Here is a 22,339-nt window from a genome sequence, read left to right on the forward strand (position 1 = left end):
CCCCGCATCGACCGCGACTCACTGGCCCGGTTCGATCGGCTGCGCGAGCCCCTCCTCGTGCAGGAACGCGATGACCGCGGCGACGCGCCGGTGCAGGTGCGGCTCGTCGCTCAGGCCGAGCTTGGCGAACACCGAGGTCGCGTACTTCTCGATCGACGACTCCGAGAGGTGCAGCGCCCCGGCGATGCCCGAGTTGCTGCGGCCCTGGGCCATCAGCTCCAGCACGTCGTGCTCGCGCTCGGTGAGCTGTCCGAGTGGTGACGCCTCGCGGCGCGGTGCCCGCACCAGCGCCTCGACGACGGCGGGGTCGAGGCGCGAACCGCCGGCCGCGACCGCCTGTACCGCGCCGACGAGCGTCGCCGGGTCGCCGATGCGCTCCTTGAGCAGGTAGGCGAGGCCCGCGGTGCCGTGGCGCAGCAGGTCCATCGCGTAGGCGGCGTCGTTGTACTGCGAGAGCACGACGACGCCGATCGACGGATGCCGCGCGCGGATGCGGTGCGCCGCCTCGATGCCGTCCGTGCCGTTGCCCGGCGGCATCCGGATGTCGGTGACGACCACGTCGGGCACCTCATGGTCGACGACGACCTCCAGCTCGATCGCCGAGCCGGCGTCCGCGACGACCTCCACCTCCCCCGAGCCGGTCAGCGCCCGTCGCACGCCCTCGCGCACGAGGTAGTGGTCGTCGGCGATGACCGCGCGCAGCCGCTCGCTCATGTCGCCGCACCGTCCCCGGGGAGCGCGAACTCCGCAACCACCGCTGCGCCCTCGCCCGGCGTGCTGCGCACCTCGAGGGTGCCGCCGACCGCGGCGACGCGCGCCGCGAGGTTCGCCAGCCCGTTGCCGGTCGCGCTGTCGGGGTCGAACCCCGCGCCGTCGTCGTGCACGCGGATGCGCAGCGCGTCGTCGCCCAGCGACAGCGCGACGTCGATGCGGTGCGCGTCGGCGTGCTTGAGGCTGTTCGCGAGCGCCTCCGCCACCGCGAAGTAGCCGGCGCCCTCGATGTCGTCGCCGAGCCGGCGCTGCCGCAGCATCGGGTCGGCGCGCACGCCGACCGGCACCGGATGCCGCGAGGCGAGCGCCTCGACCGCCGCGAGCAGTCCGCGGTCGCTCAGCACCGACGGGTGGATGCCCTGGGCGAGCGCGCGCACGTCGGCGAGCACGCGCTCCAGGCCCTCGCGCATCGCGACGAGGTCGTGGTCGACGTCGCCCTCGCGCACGTACTCCTGGCGGGCGTGGCCGGCGAGCCCGATCAGCGCGGTCAGCTCCTGCTGCACGCCGTCGTGGATGTTCCGCTCGATGCGCCGGCGCTCCTGCTCCTGGGCCCGCACCAGCCGCGCGCGCGAGGCGTTGAGTTCCTCGGCCTGCTGCGCGAGGCGCTGCGTCAGCCGCACGTTGCGCACGGCGAGGCCGGCCTGGCCCGCGAACGTGCCGATGATCGCGGCATCCTCCGCCGAGAGCTGCCCGGTCGCCTTGGGCCCGCACTCGATGCGTCCGACCCGCTCGCCGTCGACCTCGATCGGCACGACGAGCTCGGGGTCGCCGGGCGCGTCATCGACCGTCGGCCCCGGCTCGAGGCGCACCCGCGCCCAGGTCAGCCCCATGCCCTCCTCGAGGGTCGTGGCGATGCGCGGCAGCAGCGTGTCGAGCTCGTACGTGCCCGCGAGGCTCTCGCCGAGGCCGACGACGAGCTGCGACGGGTCGGCTCGGGCGCCGAACACGCGCCGGTCGGCGAGCTGCTCGACCCTCCGCCGCAGCGGCTGGAACGCGACCGCCGCGATCATGGCGATCGCCACCGCCCAGCCGACGGGCAGCAGCGTGCCGGCCGCGGCGCCCACGAGCGAGCCGGCGAGCACGTACGCCCCCGCGATCGCCACCCAGAGCAGGCCGTAGAGCAGCGTGCCGCGGATCACCTGGTCGGGGTTCAGGCGCGCCGGCTGCAGCAGGCCGAGCGCGATGGCCGCGGCGAACACCATGCCGCTGCCGATCCAGAACACGGCGATGATCCAGCGAGGCTCGCCCGAGCCGATGAGCAGCTGCGTCGCCAGCGCGATGACGATGGTCGCGATCGGCAGGAACATCCAACGCATCGACTGGCGCCGCAACGGTGCGGCCCGCACGTACCGGATGATGAGCACGACGCCGCCGACGAGCGGCGGGACGGTGCCGAGGTAGTCGCCGATCGGCACCCCGACCTGCGCGTCGAGCGGCGCGAACGGCAGGGCGAACGGGTTCGGCACGGGCGGCGCGTCGAAGTAGAACGGCACCGTCACGAGCGGAGAGAGCAGGAGGAGCGCCGGCGGCACGGCGAGCAGCAGCCAGAGCGCGTCGACCGCGCGACGCTCGCCGGTGGTGGCGCGGCCGTCGGGGAAGAGCCCGACCACCCGTGCCGCTCCGACCGAGGCGAACACCACCGCGGTCTGCGACGCGAGGTTGAGCAGCGCCACGAGCGCGGCGGCGCCCTCCGGCCCGCCCGCGTCGATCGCGATGCTCATCGCGATCTCGCAGGACGCGCTGATCGAGCTCACCGGGATGAGCGCGAACCACCCGACGAGCGGATGCCTCGGCCTGCGGACGAGCACGACGGCCACGGCCGCGATCGTGACGGCGCCTCCGGCCATCCAGGGCAGTTCCTCGAATCGGCCGCCCATGAGCACCACGACGAGCTGCGCGAGCCAGTTCACCGACACGAGCGCGAGCACGACCCACGGCCAGCGCGGCGGACGCGCAGGCCGTGCCGGACGCGTCGGTGCCCGCTTCCCGGGCGCCGTCGCGTCGCCTGACGGCGATCGCGTACCCATGGCACTCCCCATCATGGCCCTCCACGGCACGCGAGGGGTGAGGGAGATCCCCCCGAGCGCATTGCGGAAACACCGCACCGGAGCCTGCGCCGGGCACCGATCCGCCGGCGGCGCCCGGTTCGTAGTGTGCGGGTACAGGTTGCACACGCCCGGAAGGCACGCGACGGCCGGGGCCGCCATCACCCCCGGCCGTCGCGCGCCTGCAGCACTGCCGCGATCAGGTGTGCTGCGGGAAGCCCAGGTTCAGCCCGCCGTGGCTCGGGTCGAGCCAGCGCGACGTGACGGCCTTCTCGCGCGTGAAGAACTCCACGCCGTGCGGGCCGTACGCCTTCGCGTCGCCGAACAGCGAGGCCTTCCAGCCGCCGAACGAGTGGTACGCCACGGGCACCGGAATGGGCACGTTCACGCCGACCATGCCGACCTGCACCTCGCGCTGGAAGCGCCGGGCGGCGCCGCCGTCGTTCGTGAAGATCGCCGTGCCGTTGCCGTACGGCACGCGCTCGATGAGCTCCATGCCCTCCTCGTAGCCCTCCACCCGCACGACCGACAGCACCGGGCCGAAGATCTCGTCGGTGTACACCGTCGACGAGGTCGGCACCTTGTCGATCAGGGTCGGGCCGAGCCAGAACCCGTCGGATGCCCCGTCGAACGTCGCCTCGCGGCCGTCGACCACGACCGTGGCGCCGTCGGCCGCGGCCACGTCGAGGTAGCCCGAGACCTTGTCGCGGTGCGCGGAGGTGATGAGCGGGCCCATGTCGCAGCCGCGCCGGCCGTCGCCGGTGGTCAGGCGCGACATCCGCTCGCTGATCTTGCCCACCAGCTCGTCGGCGATCGAGTCGACGGCGAGTACGACGCTGATCGCCATGCAGCGCTCGCCCGCCGAGCCGAAGCCGGCGTTCACGGCCGAGTCGGCGACGAGGTCGAGGTCGGCGTCGGGCAGCACGAGCATGTGGTTCTTCGCGCCGCCGAGCGCCTGCACGCGCTTGCCGTGCGCGGTCGCGGTCTCGTAGACGTAGCGCGCGATCGGCGTGGAGCCGACGAACGAGATCGAGGCGACGTCATCGTGCGTGAGCAGAGCGTCGACGGCCTCCTTGTCGCCGTGCACGACGTTGAAGACGCCGTCGGGCAGGCCGGCCTCCTGCAGGAGCGCGGCCATCCAGTTCGCGGCGGTCGGGTCCTTCTCACTGGGCTTCAGCACGACCGTGTTGCCGGCCGCGATCGCGAGCGGGAAGAACCACAGCGGCACCATCGCCGGGAAGTTGAACGGGCTGATGATGCCGACGACCCCGAGCGGCTGCTTGAGCGAGTACACGTCGACCCCGGTCGACACGTTGTCGCTGAACTCGCCCTTCAGCAGGTGGCCGAGGCCGCAGGCGAACTCGACGACCTCGAGCCCGCGGGCGATCTCGCCGGCGGCGTCCGACAGCACCTTGCCGTGCTCGGCGGTGAGGATCTCGGCGAGCTCGCCGCGGCGCGCGTTGAGCAGCTCCCGGAACGCGAACATCACCGCCTGACGCTTCGCGATCGACACCTCGCTCCAGCTCGCGAACGCGGTGCGCGCGACCTGCACGGCCGTGTCGACGTCGCCCGCCGACCCGTAGCGCACCTCCTTCTGCACGATGCCCAGCGCGGGGTCGTACACCGGGCCCGTGCGCGTCGACTCGCCGTCGACCTCGTGCCCGTCGATCCAGTGGCCCATCACCGTGGTGCCCTCGTGCGCCTGCGCCTCGGGGGTCATCGTCGTCTCCGTCATGCTTCCTTCTCCTTCCCGTGCCGGTCGCGCGATCCGCTCAGCCGAGCAGGTCGAGCCCCAGCACCTCGTCGTAGAGGTCCATCGCCTGCGCGACCTCGTCGTCGGTGACGACGCACGGCGGCACGACGTGGATGCGGTTCTCCGCGGTGAACGCGAGCAGCCCGCGTGCGGCGAGCTCGCCCTTCGCCCGGGCGACGACCGCGGGCGCGACCGGCTCACGCGTGGCTCGGTCGGCGACGAGCTCCATCGCCCAGAACACGCCCTCGCCGCGCACCTCGCCGATGATCTCGTGCTTCTCGGCGAGCGCCTCGAGCCCCGGCCCGATCGCCTCGGCGCCGATGCGCCGGGCGTTGTCGACGATGCCCTCCGACTCCATCGCGTCGAGCGCGGCGACGATCGACGCGGCGGCGAGCGGATGCCCCGAGTAGGTGAGCCCGCCCGGGAAGACCTTGGTGTCGAAGTCCGCGGCGATCTCCTCGGCGATGAGCACGCCGCCGACCGGCACGTAGCCGGAGTTCACGCCCTTCGCGAAGGTGATGAGGTCGGGCTCGACGTCGTAGCCGTCGAACGCGAACCAGCGCCCGGTGCGCCCGAACCCGGCCATCACCTCGTCGAGGATCAGCACGATGCCGTGCTGCGTCGCGAGCTCGCGCACGCCGGCCAGGTAGCCGGGCGGCGGCAGCATGATGCCGGCCGTGCCGGGAATCGTCTCGAGCAGGATCGCCGCGATCGACGACGGCCCCTCGCTCTCGATCACGCGCCGCAGGTGGCGCAGCGCGCGCTCCGACTCCTCCTCGGGCGTCGTCGCCCAGAACTCGGAGCGGTACAGGTAGGGCCCGAAGAAGTGCACGTGCCCGCGCGCGTACTCGTTCGGGATGCGGCGCCAGTCGCCCGTCGCGACGACGGCCGCGCCCGTGTTGCCGTGGTACGAGCGGTAGGTCGAGAGCACCTTGTCGCGCCCGGTGTGCAGGCGCGCCATGCGCACGGCGTTCTCGTTCGCGTCGGCGCCGCCGTTGGTGAAGAACACCTTGTGGAACCGGCGGGGGGCGCGGGCGGCGATGCGCTTGGCCGCCTCGCCGCGGGCGAGGTTCACGATGGGCGGGCCGATGGTCGACAGCAGCGACGCCTGCTCGCGGATCGCGGACACGACCGACGGATGCTGGTGCCCGATGTTCACGTTGACGAGCTGGCTCGAGAAGTCGAGGTACTCGTCGCCCCCGTGCGTCCAGACCCTGGTGCCCGAGCCGCCGGCGATCGTGAGCTGCGGCGGCGAGCCCTGCGCCGACCACGAGTGGAACACGTGGGCGTGGTCGAGCTCGCGAGCGAGCTCGTCGAGGTCGGGGTTCGGTGCGGCGGTGTCGGTCATGGGGTCCCCCTCGTGCGACGCGGTGCAGTCAGATGGTGGTGATGGTGGTGGTGCGAAGCGGATGCCCCGGGGCCGGCCGCCGCACCGGCGAACGGCTCCCGGGCGGAGCGCCCGGCACGGCGGCGGCCGGACCCCGCGGGCGGAGTGTCCGCCCGTGGCATCCGGCCGCCGCAGTGCTGCATGGCTAGTTGCCGCCCTCCATGAGCTCGACCTCGATCGGCGCGAAGGACTCGCCCGTCGTGTCGACCTCGTCACCGAGCTCGGCGATGGCCTGCTCGATGTACTCGTTCGTCCACGCCGATGCCGGCGGCTCGGTGGTGATCGGGCTCGCCCCGACCTCGTTGACGGCGCTCAGCGCGCCCTCGACGGTCTGGTCCCAGGCCGCCTCGTCGATGACGCCGATGCCCGCGGGCGCCGGCCAGATGAGCTTGTTGGTCTCGTTGACCATCCAGAGCTCGTGGCTGGGGCCCCAGCCGGAGCCGGCCGCGATGGTGATCGACGACGCCTCCTCGGGGTTGTCGCGCGCGAACGCCCAGCCCTTGATGACGGCCTTGAGGAACGCGACCGTCGTCTCCTGGTACGCCTCGTCCGACTCGAGCCGCTCGGTGTCGGCCCAGATCGCGTCCTGCAGCATCGCGCCGACCGTGTCCTGGTAGCTGATGACGTTGAAGTCGTCGGGCGTGTACAGCTCGCCCGTGTCGGGGTTCGGCGTCTCGAGCAGCTGCGCGTACTCGTTGTAGGTCATCGCCTGGGCCGCGTCGATGTCGCCCTGCAGGAAGGCGTTCATGTTGAAGTCCTGCGTGATGATCTCGACGGTCGACGAGTCGAGGCCCTCGGCGGCCATGGCCGCGAAGATCTCCCACTCGTTGCCGAAGCCCCACGAGCCGATCTTCTTGCCCTCGAAGTCGGCCACCGACGAGATGTCGGAGTCGGCCCACGACACCTGCAGGGTGCCCGAGCGCTGGAAGATCTGCGCGATGTTGGTGAGGTTGGCGCCGGCCTCGATCGAGCCGAGCACCTTCGGCACCCAGGCGATCGCGTAGTCGACGTCGCCGTTGGCGAGGGCGTCCTGCGGCACGATGTCGCCGCCGGACGGGATGATCTCGACCTCCAGGCCCTCCTCCTCGAAGAAGCCCTGGTCGACGGCCGCGAAGTAGCCGGCGAACTGGCCCTGCGGGAGCCACTGGAGCTGGAGCTTCACCTCGGTGAGCTCGTCGCCGCTCGCGTCCGACCCGGAGTCTCCGGAGTCGGACGAGGAACAGGCGGCGAGGACGAGCGCCGCCGAGAGGGCGAACGCTCCGGCCGCGATTCCGCGGCGTGTGCTGTGCTTCATGTCAGTCCTTTCGAATGCTCGGTGCGTGCGGTGGTGCAGTCGCCTCGCGGAGCGAGGACGTCGGGCCGGCGCCGCGGTGCGGGCCGGGAACGGAGGCCGCGAGGCCGGCGGCGGCGCGCGTCATCGCGCACCCCCCGACGGGATGCGGCGCAGCACGAGCCGCTCGATGCCGAGCGTCACGAGGTAGAAGAGCAGGCCGAGGGCGATGGATGCCACGACGTACGCCCACGCCCGGGCGTACGCGCTCGACGCCGCCGACGTGGAGATGAGCCCGCCGAGGCCGCCGCGCGGGCCGCCGAAGTACTCGGCGACGAGGGCGGAGATGACCGCGAGCGACGAGGCGATGCGCACGCCCGTGAGCACGAACGGCAGCGCGGTGGGCAGCGTCACCGTGCGGAACACCTGGCCGCCGCCGGCGGCGTAGGCGCGCATGAGGTCGCGATGCACGGGCAGGGTCTGCCGGAACCCGCGGAGCGTGTTGATGAAGACCGGCACGAACGAGGCGAGGGCGGCGATCGCCTGCCGGCCGAACTGGCTGTCGGCGCCGAACATCGAGTTCAGCACGGGCGCGAGCGCGACGATCGGGATCACGGCGAGCGCCGCGACCACGGGCGCCGACATGTGGTCGACGACGCGCCAGCGAGCGGCGAGCGCGGCCAGGCCGACGCCGAGCACCGAGCCGACCACGAGGCCGATCAGCGCGTTGGTGCCGGTGATGACGGTGGCCGAGACGATCGAGGGCCAGAACGCCACGAGCTCCTCGACGATCGAGGCGGGGCTCGGCAGCAGGTAGTCGCTGACGCCGACGACGCTGACGAGGAACTGCCAGACGCCCAGCACGAGCAGGCCGACCGTGATCGGGGCGACGACGCGCACCGTCGTCTCGGCGCGCGGGCCCAGCGCAGCGAGGCTCATGACGCCCGCCCCTCGATGCTGCCCGTCCCTCGGGTCATCGCGTCTCCACCCCGCGCACCGCCGACGTGCTGCCGCCGTGCAGCGCCTCGCGCACCGCGGTCACGTGCTCGAAGAACACCGACTCCTCGCGGAGGTGGTCGTCGCGCGCGGCATCCGCCCCCACCTCGATCGGCACGATCTCCTGGATGCGCCCGGGCCGCGGGCTCATCACGACCACCCGGTCGGAGAGGAACACCGCCTCGGGGATCGAGTGCGTGACGAACACGACCGCGGCGCCCGTCTCGGCGCAGATGCGCACGAGGTCGGTCTGCATCTTCTCGCGGGTCATCTCGTCGAGCGCCCCGAACGGCTCGTCCATCAGCAGGATGCCGGGCTTCTCGGCCAGCGACCGGGCGATCGCCACGCGCTGCTGCATGCCGCCCGAGAGCTGGTCGGGGTAGCGGTCGGCGAAGTCGGAGAGCCCGACCATCTCGAGCAGGTCGGCCACGCGCTCGCGACGGGCGGCGCCCGACGGGCCGTGCAGCTCGAGCGGCAGCGCCACGTTCGCGGCGACGGTGCGCCACGGCAGCAGGCCGGCCTGCTGGAACGCGATGCCGTACGCCTGGTCGAGCCGTGCCTGCTGCGCGGTCGTGCCGTTGACCTCGACGGTGCCGGCGGTCGGTTCGTCGAGGTCGGCGATCAGGCGCATGAGCGTCGACTTGCCGCACCCCGACGGCCCGATGAGGGAGACGAACTCGCCCGCCGCGACCTCGAGGTCGATGCCCTGCAGGGCGTGCACGAGCCCCGACTTGGTCTCGAACGTCTTGTCGACCCCGGTGACGCGCACGGCGGCGGTCGTCGTCGGTGCGGTGCTCATGCGGTGACCTCCACGCGGCGGTAGTTCTGCAGGATGACGCCGAGCAGGGCGATGGAACCCGCGGCGACGAGGCCGAGGGCGATCGCGCCGAAGATCGGGGCCCACGCCTTCGCGGGGTCTCCCGACGCCTGCCCGGCGAACTGGATGAGGAGGCGGCCGATGCCGCCCTGCAGGCCCGTCGACACCTCGGCGACGACCGCGCCGATCACGGCGTTCGCGGCGCCCAGGCGCAGGGCCGGCAGCAGGTAGGGCACGGATGCCGGGAAGCGCAGCCGGAACAGGGTCTGCCAGTAGCCCGCGGCGTACGTCGTCATGAGCTCGGTGTGGATGCGGTCGGGCGACTGCAGGCCCTTCAGCGCGCCCACGGCGATCGGGAAGAACGCCAGGTAGCTCGCGATGAGGGCGACCGACATCCAGTCCTGCCACTCGAACGAGCCGATCTCGATGCGCGAGCCCCAGCTGCGCACGACCGGCGCGAACGCGATGAGCGGCACGGTCTGGCTGACGACGATCCACGGCAGCAGGCCCCACTCGGCGAGCCGCCAGCGCTGCATCACGAGCGCGAGGCCGATGCCGACGACCACGCCGACGAGCCAGCCCGCCGCGGCGATGCCGAGGGTGACGAGCGCGGCCAGTGCGATCTCGAACCAGAGCACGTTGGCGCCCGGCGCCCGGGTCACGGGCTCGCCGAGCCGGGCGAACATGTCCCACACGTGCGGCATGGCCAGGTCGGTCGTACGCGGCAGCACGCGCGTCTCGCCGATCACGACGCCGTCGGCCGGTGCGAGCCACTTGTACAGCTCCCAGACGACGGCGACCAGCACGACGCCGGCGAGCCCCCACGCCCAGCGCGCGGCCTCGCGCCCCGCGGCGCCGCGGCGGCGACGGATGCCCGCACGCGGCGCGCCGAGCGGGGCGGAGGCCACCGGGGCGGCATCCGCCTGCTGGTCCTGCAGGGTTCCCGTCATTCCTTGGCCAGGACGAGGTCGGAGAGCGCGGGGATCACGGTCTCGCCGTAGACCCGCAGCGTCTCCTCCTTGTTGTCGTGCTGGAGGTACCCGGCGAAGTGGTCGACGCCGATGGCCTTCAGCTCCTCGAGCTTGGCGATGTGGTCCTCGGCCGTGCCGAGGAGGCAGAACCGGTCGACGATCTCGTCGGGCACGAAGTCGACGTGGTCGTTGTCGGCCTTGCCGTGCGTGTTGTAGTCGTAGCCGGTGCGCCCCGCGATGTAGTCGGTCAGCGCCTCGGGCACCTCGCCGTGCGTGCCGTACTTGGCGACGATGTCGGCCACGTGGTTGCCGACCATGCCGCCGAACCAGCGGCACTGCTCGCGCATGTGCTCCCAGTCGTCGCCGATGTAGAACGGGGCCGCGACGCAGAAGGTGATGCTGTCGGGGTCGCGCCCGGCCGCCTCTGCGGCCTCGCGCACGGTGCGGATCATCCACTTCGCGATGTCGACGTCGGCGAGCTGCAGGATGAACCCGTCGCCCACCTCGCCCGTGAGCTTCAGGGCCATCGGCCCGTAGGCGGCGACCCACACCTCGAGCTCGGAGCCCACCGACCATGGGAATCGGATCTTCGAGCCCTTGTACTCGACCTCGCGCGAGTTGCCGAGCTCGCGGATCACGTGGATCGACTCGCGCAGCTCCTTCATCGTGACGGGCTTGCCGTTGGTCACGCGCACCGCCGAGTCGCCGCGGCCGATGCCGCAGATCGTGCGGTTGCCGTACATCTCGTTGAGCGTCGCGAACGTCGACGCGGTCACGGTCCAGTCGCGGGTCGCCGGGTTCGTCACGAACGGGCCGACCTTCATGCGCTTCGTCTCGGCGAGAATCTGCGAGTGGATGACGTACGGCTCCTGCCAGAGCAGGTGCGAGTCGAAGGTCCACGCCGTGCTGAAGCCGTGCACCTCGGCGAGCTGCGAGAGCTGCACCACGCGCGACGAGGGCGGGTTGGTCTGGAGGACGACTCCGAAGTCCATGATGTGTTCCTTCCTGAGCAGGTGGTGCCGAGCGGATGCCCCTGGGTCGACGGTGCGCCTCAGGGGCATCCGCTCGCCCCCTAGACGAGGTACTGGCTGAGTCCCCGCTTGATGAAGCGGCCGTCGCCCTTGGCGCCGAGGTACGCGTTGTCGTCAACGATGACCCTGCCGCGCGAGAGCACCGTGTCGACGTGGCCGTCGATCTCGTAGCCCTCCCAGGCGGAGTGGTCCATCGCCATGTGGTGCGTCTTGCCGAGGCCGATCGAGGTGTGCCCGTTCGGGTCGTAGACCACGATGTCGGCGTCGGCGCCGGGCTGGATGACGCCCTTCTGGCCGTACATGCCGAACATGCGGGCCGGGGTCGTGCTCGTGAGCTCGACCCAGCGCTCGAGCGTGATCTCGCCGGTCACGACGCCCTGGTACATGAGGTCCATGCGGTGCTCGATCGAGCCGATGCCGTTCGGGATCTTGCGGAAGTCGCCGAGGCCGAGCTCCTTCTGGTCCTTCATGCAGAACGGGCAGTGGTCGGTCGAGACCATCTGCAGGTCGTTCGTGCGCAGCGCCTGCCACATGGCGTCCTGGTGGCCCTCCTCGCGCGAGCGCAGCGGCGTGGAGCACACCCACTTGGCGCCCTCGAATGCACCCCACTCGTCGCTCGAGGCGCCGAGCTGCTCCTCGAGCGAGAGGTAGAGGTACTGCGGGCAGGTCTCGCCGAAGACGTTCTGGCCCTTGTCGCGCGCCCAGGCGAGCTGCTCGACGGCCTGCTTGGCGGAGACGTGCACGACGTACAGCGGCGCACCGGTGAGGTTCGCGAGCATGATCGCGCGGTGCGTCGCCTCCTCCTCCATCTGCCAGGCGCGGGCGATGCCGTGGTAGTACGGGTCGGTCTTGCCCTCCTCGATCAGCTGCTCGGCGAGCACGTCGATGGCGGGGCCGTTCTCGGCGTGCATCATCGTGAGCATGCCGGTGTCGCGGCTGACCTGCATGGCCTTCAGGATCTGCGCGTCGTCGGAGTAGAAGACGCCCGGGTAGGCCATGAACAGCTTGAAGCTCGTCACGCCCTGGTCGGGCAGCGTCTTCATGGCCGCGATCGCGTCGGCGTCGACGCCGCCGATGATCTGGTGGAAGCCGTAGTCGATGGCGCACTCCCCGGCGGCCTTGGCGTGCCACGCGTCGAGGCCGTCCTGCACGCGCTCGCCGTAGCGCTGCACGGCGAAGTCGACGATCGAGGTCGTGCCGCCGTGCGCGGCCGCGCGGGTGCCCGTCTCGAACGTGTCGATCGCGGCGGTGCCGCCGAAGGGCAGCTCCATGTGCGTGTGGGCGTCGATGCCGCCCGGGATGACGTACTTGCCGGTCGCGTCGATCACGGTGTCGACGCCCGACTTCAGGTCGGTGCCGAGCAGCTCGCTGCCGGGCTCGAGCACGGCGACGATGCGCTCGCCGTCGACGAGCACGTCGGCCGGTGCCCGGCCGGTCGCGCTGACGACGGTGCCGCCGGTGATGAGGGTGGTTGCCATGGGTCGCTCCTTCGCTGGATGCGGGTCAGGACGTTCTCGGTGCCGGTGGGGTCGCCCCGGGGCATCCGTGAGAGGTGTCGGATGCCCCGTGGCGACGTCTCAGGGCTTCGGGATCGACGTGTACGACTCCGGTCGCCGGTCGCGGTAGAACTGCCAGGCGTTGCGCACCTGGCGGATCATGTCCATGTCGAGGTCGCGCACGACGATCTCCTCGTCGTGCTGCGAGCCGTACTCGCCGACGATGTTGCCCTGCGGGTCGCAGAACTGGCTCGACCCGTAGAAGTCGACGGCGAGGTCGCCGTACTCGTTGTCCTCGCGGCCGACGCGGTTGGGCGCGGCGACGAAGTACCCGTTGGCGGCGGCCGCGGCGGGCTGCTCGATCTCCCAGAGCCGGTTCGACAGGCCGGGCTTGGTCGCGTTCGGGTTGAACACGATCTGCGCGCCGTTCAGGCCCAGCTCGCGCCAGCCCTCGGGGAAGTGCCGGTCGTAGCAGATGTACACGCCGATCGGCCCGACCGCGGTCTGGAAGACCGGGTAGCCGAGGTTGCCGGGGCGGAAGTAGAACTTCTCCCAGAACTTGTCGAGGTTCGGGATGTGGTGCTTGCGGTACTTGCCGAGGATGGTGCCGTCGTTGTCGACGACCACCGCGGTGTTGTAGTACACCCCGGGCTGCTCCTCCTCGTAGATCGGGAGCACCATCACCATGCCGAGCTCGGCCGCGAGCGCCGCGAAGCGCTGCACGATGGGGCCGTCGGCCGGCTCGGCGAAGTCGTAGTACTTCACGTCCTCGGTGATGCCGAAGTAGGGGCCGTAGAACAGCTCCTGGAAGCAGATCACCTGGGCGCCCTGCTCCTTGGCGTCCCGCGCGAACTGCTCGTGCTTGTCGAGCATCGAGTCCTTGTCGCCGGTCCACGTCGTCTGCGTGATCGCCGCTCGAACGATCGTCATGCTGCCTCCTGAGTCGGTCGGCGTCGTTGCCGCCGCTCGGTGGGCTCTGGTGGGCCTACCGGGCGCTGGGGGAACGCCGAGCTGTGGTGCCGATGGAACGTGTCTGCCCGGGCTCCGCGCCCGTTCTGTTATTCTTCGGCGTGAACATTTCTCTTGTGTTTCACCCTGTGACGTTGTGGTTAATCATCCTGTCCCTCTCTTCGTCAGGAGGCAATGGTCGTGTCGAGTATTCGTGTGGGCGGTGAGGCGGTGCGAGGGGCGACGGATGCCGGTTCTGCGGCGCCTGCCCTCGACACGGCGACGGGCGGGGCGGATGCCGCTTCGCTCGCGGCGCCCGCATCCGGTACGTCGGCGGCCGGATCGTCGGCGGCCGTCTCTGGGCCCGCGTCCGACCTCGGCGCGCTGTTCCCCGGGCTGTCCGTCGCGCCCGAGTTCCCCGACCGCACGCCCCGCGCCATCGCCGGCGTGCTCGCGCGCCTGATCAACGACGGCGACCTCGCAGCGGGCATCCGCCTGCCCACCGTGCGCGAGCTCGGCACCGCGCTCGGCGTGAGCCCGGCGACCATCAGCCAGTCGTGGCAGGCGCTCGCGCGCGCCGGCCTCATCGAGTCGCGGGGCCGCGCGGGCTCGTTCGTGCGCGACACGGCCCCCACCTGGCTCGCCCCCCGCATGCGCGGCATGGCCGCTCCCGACGACCCCGTGCGCCTCGACCTCTCGCGCGGCACGCCCGACCCGCTGCTGCTGCCGCCCCTCGGGCCCGCGCTGTCGCGCGTCTCCGCGCGCGCCGAGACCGGCAGCTACCAGCAGGAGCCGGTGATCCCCGAGCTCGCCGCGGTGCTCGCCGACTCGTGGCCCGCGCAGGCCGAGACGATCATGGTGGTCGACGGCGCGCTCGACGCGATCAGCCGCACCCTCGAGCAGGTGGTGCGCCTGGGCGACCGCGTCGTGGTGGAGCATCCGGGCTTCCCGCCCTTCCTCGACCTGATCGAACTGCTCGGCGCCGAGCCCGTGCCGGTGCGCATGGACGGCTCCGGCATGGTGCCCGAGTCGCTCGCCGCCGCGCTGTTGCGCCGCCCCGCCGCCGTGCTGCTGCAGCCGCGGGCGCAGAACCCGACCGGCGCGTCGATGACGCCTGCTCGGGCCGGGGCGCTGGCGGGGGTCATCCGCTCCGCTCACGACGTGGACGACCTGCTCGTCGTCGAAGACGACCACTCGGGCCTCATCTCGACCGAGGGCGATGTGACGCTGGGCACCTGGCTGCCCGAGCGCGTCGTGCACGTGCGCAGCTTCTCGAAGTCGCACGGGCCCGACCTGCGCATCGCCGCCCTCGGCGGGCCGCGCCACCTCGTCGACCGGGTCATCGCGCGCCGCATGATCGGCCCCGGCTGGACCTCGCGCATGCTCCAGGGGATCCTGCTCGACCTGCTCACCGACGGCGCCTCGATCGACGCCGTCGCCGAGGCCCGCCGCCAGTACTACACGCGCCAGCGCGCGCTGGGCGATGCGCTCCGTTCGCGGGGGGTCGAGGTCGCGCACGCCGACGGCATCAACCTGTGGGTGCCCGTGGTGAGCGAGCGGTCGGCCCTGGTGCAGCTGGCGGCCGGGGGCATCCGCGTGGCGGCGGGCACGCCCTTCCTGGCGGCGGGGGCGGATGCCTCGGGGCCGGGCGGGGCGCTTGCGGGGTCACCCGGGCGGTCGGGCGGGTCTGCATCGCGGACCGGGGGGTCGCCGTCGCGGCGCCCGCGCGACTTCGTGCGCGTCACCGTCGGCGTCGTGCGCGAGGGCATCGACGACGTGGCCGACGCGCTCGCGACCGCGGCCCACCACCACGCGGCCGGCGGCTACTGACGGCGTTCGTGCACCTCGGCTGCGGCGCCCGCGGGCTTCGGCCACGAGGGCTCGCGTTTCAGCCAGGGCTCGCGCTTCAGCCAGGGCTCGCGCTTCGGCCGTGAGGCTCGCGGGCTTCGGCCGTGAGGCTCGCGCGCTTCGGCCGTGAGGCTCGCGCGCTTCGGCCGTGGGGCGCGAACGGTTCGAGCGCGGCGTCCGTCGGCTCCTCCACAGGAGGGTTCCCCCGGGCCACCTGTGGAGAACGAAACCGCTGGTCATGGGCAGGATTCGAATGTCAGTGGCCCCTGTCACCATGAAGACATGGAAGCCCCCGTCGCAGCGCTGTCGAGAGACCTCGATGCGCTTCGCGACGCCTGGAGCGGCGGAGTGTCGGCGTTCGGCGGTGCCACGGCATCCGACGCGGGCGCTGCCACCGCACGCGGCGGAGCCGCCGCAAGCAGCGGAGCCGCAGCCGACCACGGGAGCGATGCGTTCGGCGAGACCGACCCCTCCGCGGGTTTCGATGCGCTGAGCGACGACGGGCTCGTGCGCGTGACGGACGCGCTGTCGCAGGCCCGGCGCGACATCGAGGCGTTGCTCGCGCAGGCGTCGGCGGAGGTCGCCCGGCGATCACGGCGCGAGCTCGGCGCCGAGGGGCTCGCGAAGCAGCGCGGCTTCCACAACCCGGCCCGGCTCATCGCCTCGGCGACGGGCGGCAGCACCGGCGACGCGTCGAAGCTCATCGCCGTCGGCACGGCCACCGCCGACCGCACCTCGTTCGTGGGCGAGCGGCTGCCGGCGCGGCATCCGCATGTCGCAGTGGCCCTGCGGGCAGGCACCATCAGTGTCGATGCCGCCGCGGCGATCACGGGCATGCTGGAGCGCGTGCGGTTGCGGTCCGACCGGGCGCAGGCCGAACAGGCCGAGTCGGTGCTCGCCGTCAACGCCTCGACGCTCACCCTCGAGCAGCTGCACCGCGCCGTGAAGCACGCCGAGGCCTGGCTCGACCCCGACGGCGTCGCGCCGCGAAACGAGGAGCTGCGCGAGGAGCGGTCGCTCACGATCCGCGAGGAGCGCGGCGGCATGGTCGTGCTGCGGGCGCGGCTCGACCCCGTCACCGCCGCACCGGTGAAGGCCGCGATCGACGCGTTCACGACCGACGCGCTGCGCTCGGGCGAACCCGACGGTTCGCGAGGCGCGACGGCGGGAGCGGATGCCACCGAGCGCCGGGCACCCGGCGCACCTCGCTCGCCCGGAGCGACCGTCGGCGGCATCGATCCCCTGAGCGGCACGGTCACGAGCGGGGTCGCCGCGGCGCAGCGCACCATCCCGCAACTCCAGGCCGACGCGCTCGCGGCGCTGGCACGACACGTGATCGGATGCTCCGAGGCATCCGCCCCACTCGCCCGCACCACCGTCGTGGTGCGCGTCGACCTCGCCGACCTGCAGGCGGGCACCGGTGTCGCGACGATCGACGGCATCGACCAGCCGATCCCGGCCGGTGCCGTGCGGCGCATGGCCGCCGATGCGGAGGTGATCCCGGCCGTGATGGGCGGCGACAGCGTGCCGCTCGACCTCGGACGCGCGGCGCGACTGTTCACGCGCGAGCAGCGCCTCGCACTCGCCGAGCGCGACTGCGGCTGCGCCTCGTGCGGCCAGAACGTCACCTGGGCGGAGGCCCACCACATCCGCTGGTGGGAACGCGACGCCGGCCCGACCGACCTCGACAACGGCGTGATGCTGTGCAGCTTCTGCCACCACTCGGTGCACCGGGAAGGGTGGGGCGTCTCGGTGCGCGACGGCACGGTGTGGTTCGTGCCGCCGCCGCACGTCGACGCGGCGCGACGACCGCGGCTCGGCGGCCGCGCGCGATTCGAGGTGCCCGCGCGCGTCGCGTGACGTGCCGCGCCCGCAGCGCCCACGACGCCGACGTGTGCACACCGCGCGGGGCGGGTCGCCGTGCCGACGTATGCACACCGCGCGGGGCGGGTCGCCGCGCCCGTGCTAGGTTCGCCGCGCACGCCGACCGGAGGGAAGCCGATGCCCACGCCAGCCCGCTCCACCCGCACGCCCGTCTCGCACCTGCTCGCGCACGCGGCCGGCGCCGCACTGCTCGTCAACGCCGTGCCGCACGGGGTGCACGGACTCTCGGGCAGGCGCTTCCAGAGTCCGTTCGGGCAGCCGCCCGGCGTGGGCGAGTCGTCCCCCGAGACGAACGTCGTGTGGAGCGGGGCCAACGCGGTCGCCGGCGCAGCACTCCTGTTCGGGGTCGGACGCTTCCGCTTCGGCGCGAACGCCGACACCGTCGTCGCGATCTCGAGCGCGTGGGCGGCGGGCATCGCCATCGCCCGCTACTTCGCCGGCGTGCACGCGGGCGAGCGCGGGCCCGTCACCGCCGACGCCTGAGCCGCCGCGTCACGCAGCGCCCCGCAGCGTCGCGCAGCGCCCCGCAGCGTCGCGCAGCGCCCCGCAGCGTCGCGCAGCGCCGCGCAGCGCCGCGTCGCCCAGCGCCGCGCCACACACCACCGACCCACCGCGCCACGCCCCGGAGCCAGCGCGTCGCACCCCGACCCGCCCCGTCGCACCCGCATGCACCGGGCGGACGTAGGCTGGTCGAATGCGGATCACGGTGCTCGCCGGAGGAGTCGGGGGCGCGAGGTTCACGCGCGGGCTGCGCGAGGAATGCATCCGCCGCTGGCCCGACGGGGAGGGCGGCACGACCGCCGAGATCGACGTCGTCGTGAACACGGGCGACGACCTCTGGCTCGCGGGCCTGCGGCTCATGCCCGACTTCGACTCGCTGCTCTACGCGCTCGCGGGCGTGAACGACGAGATCCGCGGCTGGGGCCGCGCGGGCGAGACCGAGCGCGTGAGCGACGAACTCGCCGCGTGGGGCGCCGGATGGCCGTGGTTCACGCTCGGCGACCTCGACCTGGGCACCCACATCGCGCGCACCTCCTGGCTCCGCGACGGACAGACCCCCACGCAGGTCGCCGAACGCCTGCAGCGGCGGTGGCGCCTCGGCGCGCGCCTGCACCCGGTCACCGACCAGGAGATCGACACGCAGGTGCTGGTCGACGACCCCGAGGCGCCCGCGGGCACCCGCGAGATGCACTTCCAGGAGTGGTGGACGCGTCACCGCGCCACCATGCGCGCGCGCTCGTTCCGGCAGCTCGACATCGAGGTCGCGAGCCCGGCGCCCGGCGTGCTCGAGCGCATCGCCGACGCCGATCTGGTGATGTTCGCGCCGTCGAACCCCGTCGTCTCGATCGGCCCGATCCTCGGCGTGCCGGGCGTGCGCGACGCGGTCGTCGCGGCATCCGCCCCCGTCGTCGGCGTCTCGCCGATCATCGCGGGCTCCGTCGTGCGCGGCATGGCCGACGCGTGCCTCACCGCCATCGGGGTGGCGACGGATGCCGCAGCCGTGGCCCGGCACTACGGCGCGCGGTCGCACGGCGGCGTGCTCGATGCGTGGCTGGTCGACGAGACGGATGCCTCGAGCACGCCGTCGCTCGTCTCGGCCGGCATCCGCACCGCCGCGGTGCCGCTCTGGATGCGCGACCCCGACACGTCGGCGAAGCTCGCCGGCGATGCCATCGACCTCGCCCTGGGCTGACGCTCGACTCGCGGGCGGCGTCCGCCCCGGGCCGATCCGCACCCCGCGGGCGGCGTCGCCACGCGCGCCACGGGCGTCGACGCGGGCACGCACCGGAGGCCGGGCGCGCATCGACGCGGGCAGCATCCGCTCGCCTCCGTCGGACGCGCCGCTAGACTGGCGACGACCGCCGGTCCTGCTCTGACCGGTGCGAAGGCCCGGGCTTGGGCCCCGTCGCCGACGTTCGTCGGATCCGTACACCTGTTGTCTCCAACCGCTGTGCCGACCCGGAAGGCCCCATGCCCGCTGCACGCCCCCGTTCCCGCCGCGCCCTGCGCGCGGCATCCGCCGCCCTGCCCCTCGCCGCGCTGCTCGCCGGCTGCGCGGGCGCCGACGCCCCCGCCGAGACCGCGGCGCCCGACGCCGCCTCCGGCTACCCGCTCACCGTCGACAACTGCGGCACCGAGGTGACCTTCGAGTCCGCGCCCGAGCACGTGGTGACGATCAAGTCGTCGACCTACGAACTGATGCTCGCGCTCGGCCTCGGCGACCGCATCGCCGGCGTCGCGTTCACCGACGGACCCGTGCCCGAGGCGTACTCGGGGCTGGCCGACCAGATCCCGGTGCTCTCCGACAAGGTGCCCTCCCAGGAGGTGACGCTGGCCGCCGAGCCCGACCTCGTCTTCGCCGGCTGGGAGTCGAACTTCTCCGCCGACGGCGCCGGCGAGCGCGACACGCTCGAGCAGCTCGGCGTGCACACCTACGTGGCCCCGGCGGCGTGCAAGGAGGAGGGTTACATGCCCGACCCGCTCACGTTCGACGAGGTGTTCGCCGAGTTCGCCGAGGCCGGCGCGATCTTCGGCGTGCCGGCGGCGGCGGAGGGCCTGATCGCGGGCCAGCAGGCCGCGCTCGACGCGATCGTGCCGAACGACGAGGGCCTCACGGCGCTCTGGTACAGCTCGGGCAGCGACACCCCCTACGTCGGTGCGGGCATCGGCGCGCCGCAGATGATCATGGACGCCGCGGGGCTGACGAACATCGCGGCCGACGTGCACGACACCTGGACCTCGATGGGCTGGGAGGCGATCGTCGACGCCGAGCCCGACGTGATCGTGCTGGTCGACGCCGCCTGGAACACCGCGGCGTCGAAGATCGAGCTGCTCGAGCAGAACCCGGCCACGGCCGCGCTGCCCGCGGTGCAGGAGCAGCGGTACGTCGTCGTCGACTTCCCCGCGACCGAGGCCGGGGTGCGCAACGTCAGCGCGGTCGAGTCGATCGTCGCGCAGCTGGAGGAGCTCGGGTCCAGATGACGCAGCGAACGGATGCCTCGGAGCGCGCGGGCGCGCGCGCCGAGCCGTCCGCGCGCGCGACGGCGGGCGCCGCGCCCGTGCACGGCGATGCTGCGGGGCCCGGGAGGCGCGACGGCGAGGGCCGGGCCGCGAGCGCAGCTCCGGCGAGCACTGCCCCGTCGGGCGCCGCTCGAACGACCGCTGCTCCGGCGACGCCGCGCACCCGTGGCATCCGCACGGCCGGCTGGGCCCTGCTGCTCGGCGTCGCGCTCGTGGCATCCGTCGTCGTGGCCGTCACCATCGGACCGGCCGACCTCAGCCCCGCCGACGTCGGCGCGAGCATCCTCGCCCACCTCGGCATCGGCGACCCGACCCTGTCGCCGTTGCGCGACGGCATCGTCTGGGAGCTGCGCATGCCCCGGGTGCTCACCGCCGCCGCGGTCGGCGCGGGCCTCGCCCTGTGCGGCGCGGTGATGCAGGCGCTCACGCGCAACCCGCTCGCCGACCCGTACCTGCTCGGCCTCTCGTCGGGCGCATCGGTCGGCGCGGTGATCGTGATCGTGCTGGGCGTCGGCCTGCTGCTGCCGGTGGCCGCGTTCGCAGGCGCGCTGCTCGCGCTCGTCGCGACCCTCGGGCTGGCGAGCGCCGCGGGCACCCTGACCCCGACCCGCACGGTGCTCGCCGGGCTCGCGGTGTCGAGCGTGTTCGGCGCGATCACGAGCCTCGTCATCTTCTGGAGCGCGACCGGCGACAGCTACCGCGAGATCCTCAACTGGCTGCTCGGCTCGCTCGCCGGCACCGACTGGACCTCGGTCGCGATCGCCGGCATCGCGGTCGTCGTGATCGGCCTGCCGCTCATCGCCAGCGCGCGCACGCTCGACGCGTTCGCGTTCGGCGACACCGCCGCCGCGGCGCTGGGCGTGCACGTCGGACGCAGCCGGGCGCTGCTGCTGGCCGGCACCGCGCTGCTCACGGGCGCGCTCGTCGCGGTGTCGGGGTCGATCGGGTTCGTCGGACTGATCCTGCCGCACGCGGTGCGCCTGCTCGTCGGCTCGCGGCACCGCGCCCTGCTGCCGCTCTCCGCGCTGGCCGGCGCCCTGTTCCTGGTCTGGGCCGACACCGGCGCGCGCACGCTCTTCGACCCGCGCGAGCTGCCCGTCGGCATCCTCACCGCGCTCATCGGCGGACCGGTGTTCGCGCTCATCATGCTCCGCAACCGGAGGATCTCATGACCACCGAGACCCGCACCGACCTCACCCCTCCCCTCGGGTCGTCACGAGACGTCGCCGCCCGGGTGCCGGAAGCAGCCCTCCATGACGCCTCGGCGACCGACGGGGCGACGCACGGGCGCGGGCTCGCGGCCGAGCGGGTGCGGTTCGCCCGCGGCGAGCGCCTCATCGTCGACGGGGTCGACATCACGGTGCCGGCCGGATCGGTCGGCGCGCTCGTCGGACCCAACGGCGCCGGCAAGTCGACGCTGCTGCACCTGATCGCGGGACTCGAGCGGGCGGATGCGGGTGCCGTGCGCTTCGACGACCGCGACCTGCGGGCCCTGCGGCGTCGCGAGCGCGCGCGGGTCATCGCCCTCGCGGAGCAGGAGGTGCGCGACGAGCCCGGCCTGCGCGTGCACGAGGTCGTGGCACTCGGACGCACGCCGCACCTCGGGGCGTTCCAGGGGCTCGGCGAGTTCGACCGCGCGCTCGTGCAGCGCTGCATCGACGACGCCGGGCTCACCCACCTCGCCGACCGCGAGTACGGCACGCTCTCGGGCGGCGAGCGCCAGCGCGTCAACCTCGCCCGCGCCCTCGCGCAGGAGCCCGCGCTACTGCTGCTCGACGAGCCGACGAACCACCTCGACATCCGGGCGCAGCTCACGACCCTCTCGCTGCTCGGCGAGCTCGCCCGCGGCGGCCTCACGGTGCTGGCCGCCCTGCACGACCTCGGGCTCGCCGCGGCGTACGCCGACCACGTCGTCGTGCTGCACGAGGGCCGCGTCGTCGCCGCCGGCCCCGCGGCCGAGACCCTCACGCCCGCGCTCATCCACGACGTGTGGGGCGTGCGCGCCGACGTGCTGGCGCACCCGCGCACGGGCCGCCCCCTCATCGCCTACCTCGACGACCGCGACTGACGTCTGCGCCCGCACGCGACCCACGAGACCCAC

Annotated in this window: 18 protein-coding genes; 7 read left to right on the forward strand and 11 right to left on the reverse strand. The window is 73.0% G+C overall.

Going from position 1 to position 22,339, the window contains the following annotated elements:
* Positions 1 to 18: 18 nt before the first annotated feature.
* From ABZK10_RS04125 to ABZK10_RS04175, 11 genes are all read right to left on the reverse strand, one after another.
* A complete protein-coding gene (locus ABZK10_RS04125; protein WP_353807922.1) occupies positions 19 to 714 on the reverse strand; it encodes a response regulator transcription factor in 696 nt (231 codons plus the stop codon).
* Positions 711 to 2,699, reverse strand: coding sequence for a sensor histidine kinase (locus ABZK10_RS04130; protein WP_353807923.1), 1,989 nt, complete (start codon positions 2,697 to 2,699; stop codon positions 711 to 713). The genes ABZK10_RS04125 and ABZK10_RS04130 overlap by 4 nt, the downstream gene beginning before the upstream one ends.
* A 316-nt stretch (positions 2,700 to 3,015) precedes the next feature.
* The gene (locus ABZK10_RS04135) at positions 3,016 to 4,551 is read right to left on the reverse strand and encodes a CoA-acylating methylmalonate-semialdehyde dehydrogenase (protein ID WP_353807924.1); all 1,536 of its coding nucleotides are present in this window, start codon (positions 4,549 to 4,551) and stop codon (positions 3,016 to 3,018) included.
* Between the two features lie 37 nt (positions 4,552 to 4,588).
* Positions 4,589 to 5,917, reverse strand: a complete 1,329-nt coding sequence (locus ABZK10_RS04140) for an aspartate aminotransferase family protein (protein ID WP_353807925.1) — start codon at positions 5,915 to 5,917, stop codon at positions 4,589 to 4,591.
* Positions 5,918 to 6,101: 184 nt separating this feature from the next.
* Entirely contained in the window at positions 6,102 to 7,250 is a 1,149-nt protein-coding gene (locus tag ABZK10_RS04145) for an ABC transporter substrate-binding protein (protein ID WP_353807926.1), read from the reverse strand.
* Positions 7,251 to 7,370: 120 nt separating this feature from the next.
* Positions 7,371 to 8,165 carry an ABC transporter permease gene (locus ABZK10_RS04150; protein ID WP_353807927.1) on the reverse strand — a complete coding sequence of 265 codons (795 nt, stop codon included), beginning with the start codon at positions 8,163 to 8,165 and terminating at the stop codon, positions 7,371 to 7,373.
* Between the two features lie 34 nt (positions 8,166 to 8,199).
* Positions 8,200 to 9,021: an ABC transporter ATP-binding protein gene (locus tag ABZK10_RS04155; RefSeq protein ID WP_353807928.1), complete on the reverse strand. Its 822-nt coding sequence runs from the start codon at positions 9,019 to 9,021 to the stop codon at positions 8,200 to 8,202.
* On the reverse strand, positions 9,018 to 9,989 hold the full coding sequence (locus ABZK10_RS04160) for an ABC transporter permease (RefSeq protein WP_353807929.1): 972 nt from the start codon (positions 9,987 to 9,989) through the stop codon (positions 9,018 to 9,020). The genes ABZK10_RS04155 and ABZK10_RS04160 overlap by 4 nt, the downstream gene beginning before the upstream one ends.
* A complete protein-coding gene (locus ABZK10_RS04165; RefSeq protein ID WP_353807930.1) occupies positions 9,986 to 11,002 on the reverse strand; it encodes a TIGR03842 family LLM class F420-dependent oxidoreductase in 1,017 nt (338 codons plus the stop codon). Before ABZK10_RS04165 ends, ABZK10_RS04160 begins: the two co-directional genes overlap by 4 nt.
* Before the next feature lie 80 nt (positions 11,003 to 11,082).
* Complete coding sequence (gene hydA / locus ABZK10_RS04170) at positions 11,083 to 12,519, reverse strand: dihydropyrimidinase (protein WP_353807931.1); 1,437 nt, start codon at positions 12,517 to 12,519, stop codon at positions 11,083 to 11,085.
* Positions 12,520 to 12,618: 99 nt separating this feature from the next.
* Complete coding sequence (locus ABZK10_RS04175) at positions 12,619 to 13,467, reverse strand: nitrilase-related carbon-nitrogen hydrolase (RefSeq protein WP_353807932.1); 849 nt, start codon at positions 13,465 to 13,467, stop codon at positions 12,619 to 12,621.
* Positions 13,468 to 13,686: 219 nt separating this feature from the next.
* Here ABZK10_RS04175 and ABZK10_RS04180 point away from each other — a divergent pair, with 219 nt between their 5' ends.
* From ABZK10_RS04180 to ABZK10_RS04210, 7 genes are all read left to right on the forward strand, one after another.
* Positions 13,687 to 15,315 (forward strand): aminotransferase-like domain-containing protein, encoded by a 1,629-nt coding sequence (locus tag ABZK10_RS04180; RefSeq protein WP_353807933.1) that lies wholly within the window; start codon positions 13,687 to 13,689, stop codon positions 15,313 to 15,315.
* Positions 15,316 to 15,615: 300 nt separating this feature from the next.
* A complete protein-coding gene (locus tag ABZK10_RS04185; protein ID WP_353807934.1) occupies positions 15,616 to 17,193 on the forward strand; it encodes an HNH endonuclease signature motif containing protein in 1,578 nt (525 codons plus the stop codon).
* A gap of 141 nt (positions 17,194 to 17,334) precedes the next feature.
* Positions 17,335 to 17,700, forward strand: a complete 366-nt coding sequence (locus ABZK10_RS04190) for a hypothetical protein (RefSeq protein WP_353807935.1) — start codon at positions 17,335 to 17,337, stop codon at positions 17,698 to 17,700.
* 211 nt (positions 17,701 to 17,911) lie between these two features.
* Complete coding sequence (gene cofD / locus ABZK10_RS04195; protein ID WP_353807936.1) at positions 17,912 to 18,910, forward strand: 2-phospho-L-lactate transferase; 999 nt, start codon at positions 17,912 to 17,914, stop codon at positions 18,908 to 18,910.
* Positions 18,911 to 19,188: 278 nt separating this feature from the next.
* Positions 19,189 to 20,199: a putative F420-0 ABC transporter substrate-binding protein gene (locus ABZK10_RS04200; protein ID WP_353807937.1), complete on the forward strand. Its 1,011-nt coding sequence runs from the start codon at positions 19,189 to 19,191 to the stop codon at positions 20,197 to 20,199.
* A complete protein-coding gene (locus ABZK10_RS04205) occupies positions 20,196 to 21,410 on the forward strand; it encodes a putative F420-0 ABC transporter permease subunit (protein WP_353807938.1) in 1,215 nt (404 codons plus the stop codon). Before ABZK10_RS04200 ends, ABZK10_RS04205 begins: the two co-directional genes overlap by 4 nt.
* A complete protein-coding gene (locus tag ABZK10_RS04210; protein WP_353807939.1) occupies positions 21,407 to 22,306 on the forward strand; it encodes an ABC transporter ATP-binding protein in 900 nt (299 codons plus the stop codon). Before ABZK10_RS04205 ends, ABZK10_RS04210 begins: the two co-directional genes overlap by 4 nt.
* Positions 22,307 to 22,339 lie beyond the last annotated feature (33 nt).

Origin of the sequence: Agromyces sp. SYSU T00194 (assembly GCF_040496035.1) — a bacterium.
GTDB classification, from domain to species: Bacteria; Actinomycetota; Actinomycetes; order Actinomycetales; family Microbacteriaceae; genus Agromyces; species Agromyces chitinivorans.

What these genes read in the sequence shown, in the direction of transcription:
- ABZK10_RS04150 (WP_353807927.1), bottom strand. Translation starts at nt 8,165, where the DNA reads ATGAGCCTCGCTGCGCTGGGCCCGCGCGCCGAGACGACGGTGCGCGTC.
- ABZK10_RS04140 (WP_353807925.1), bottom strand. Translation starts at nt 5,917, where the DNA reads ATGACCGACACCGCCGCACCGAACCCCGACCTCGACGAGCTCGCTCGC.
- ABZK10_RS04145 (WP_353807926.1), bottom strand. Translation starts at nt 7,250, where the DNA reads ATGAAGCACAGCACACGCCGCGGAATCGCGGCCGGAGCGTTCGCCCTC.
- ABZK10_RS04205 (WP_353807938.1), top strand. Translation starts at nt 20,196, where the DNA reads ATGACGCAGCGAACGGATGCCTCGGAGCGCGCGGGCGCGCGCGCCGAG.
- ABZK10_RS04185 (WP_353807934.1), top strand. Translation starts at nt 15,616, where the DNA reads ATGGAAGCCCCCGTCGCAGCGCTGTCGAGAGACCTCGATGCGCTTCGC.
- ABZK10_RS04165 (WP_353807930.1), bottom strand. Translation starts at nt 11,002, where the DNA reads ATGGACTTCGGAGTCGTCCTCCAGACCAACCCGCCCTCGTCGCGCGTG.
- hydA (WP_353807931.1), bottom strand. Translation starts at nt 12,519, where the DNA reads ATGGCAACCACCCTCATCACCGGCGGCACCGTCGTCAGCGCGACCGGC.
- ABZK10_RS04160 (WP_353807929.1), bottom strand. Translation starts at nt 9,989, where the DNA reads ATGACGGGAACCCTGCAGGACCAGCAGGCGGATGCCGCCCCGGTGGCC.
- ABZK10_RS04200 (WP_353807937.1), top strand. Translation starts at nt 19,189, where the DNA reads ATGCCCGCTGCACGCCCCCGTTCCCGCCGCGCCCTGCGCGCGGCATCC.
- ABZK10_RS04155 (WP_353807928.1), bottom strand. Translation starts at nt 9,021, where the DNA reads ATGAGCACCGCACCGACGACGACCGCCGCCGTGCGCGTCACCGGGGTC.
- ABZK10_RS04125 (WP_353807922.1), bottom strand. Translation starts at nt 714, where the DNA reads ATGAGCGAGCGGCTGCGCGCGGTCATCGCCGACGACCACTACCTCGTG.
- ABZK10_RS04175 (WP_353807932.1), bottom strand. Translation starts at nt 13,467, where the DNA reads ATGACGATCGTTCGAGCGGCGATCACGCAGACGACGTGGACCGGCGAC.
- ABZK10_RS04135 (WP_353807924.1), bottom strand. Translation starts at nt 4,551, where the DNA reads ATGACGGAGACGACGATGACCCCCGAGGCGCAGGCGCACGAGGGCACC.
- ABZK10_RS04190 (WP_353807935.1), top strand. Translation starts at nt 17,335, where the DNA reads ATGCCCACGCCAGCCCGCTCCACCCGCACGCCCGTCTCGCACCTGCTC.
- cofD (WP_353807936.1), top strand. Translation starts at nt 17,912, where the DNA reads ATGCGGATCACGGTGCTCGCCGGAGGAGTCGGGGGCGCGAGGTTCACG.
- ABZK10_RS04210 (WP_353807939.1), top strand. Translation starts at nt 21,407, where the DNA reads ATGACCACCGAGACCCGCACCGACCTCACCCCTCCCCTCGGGTCGTCA.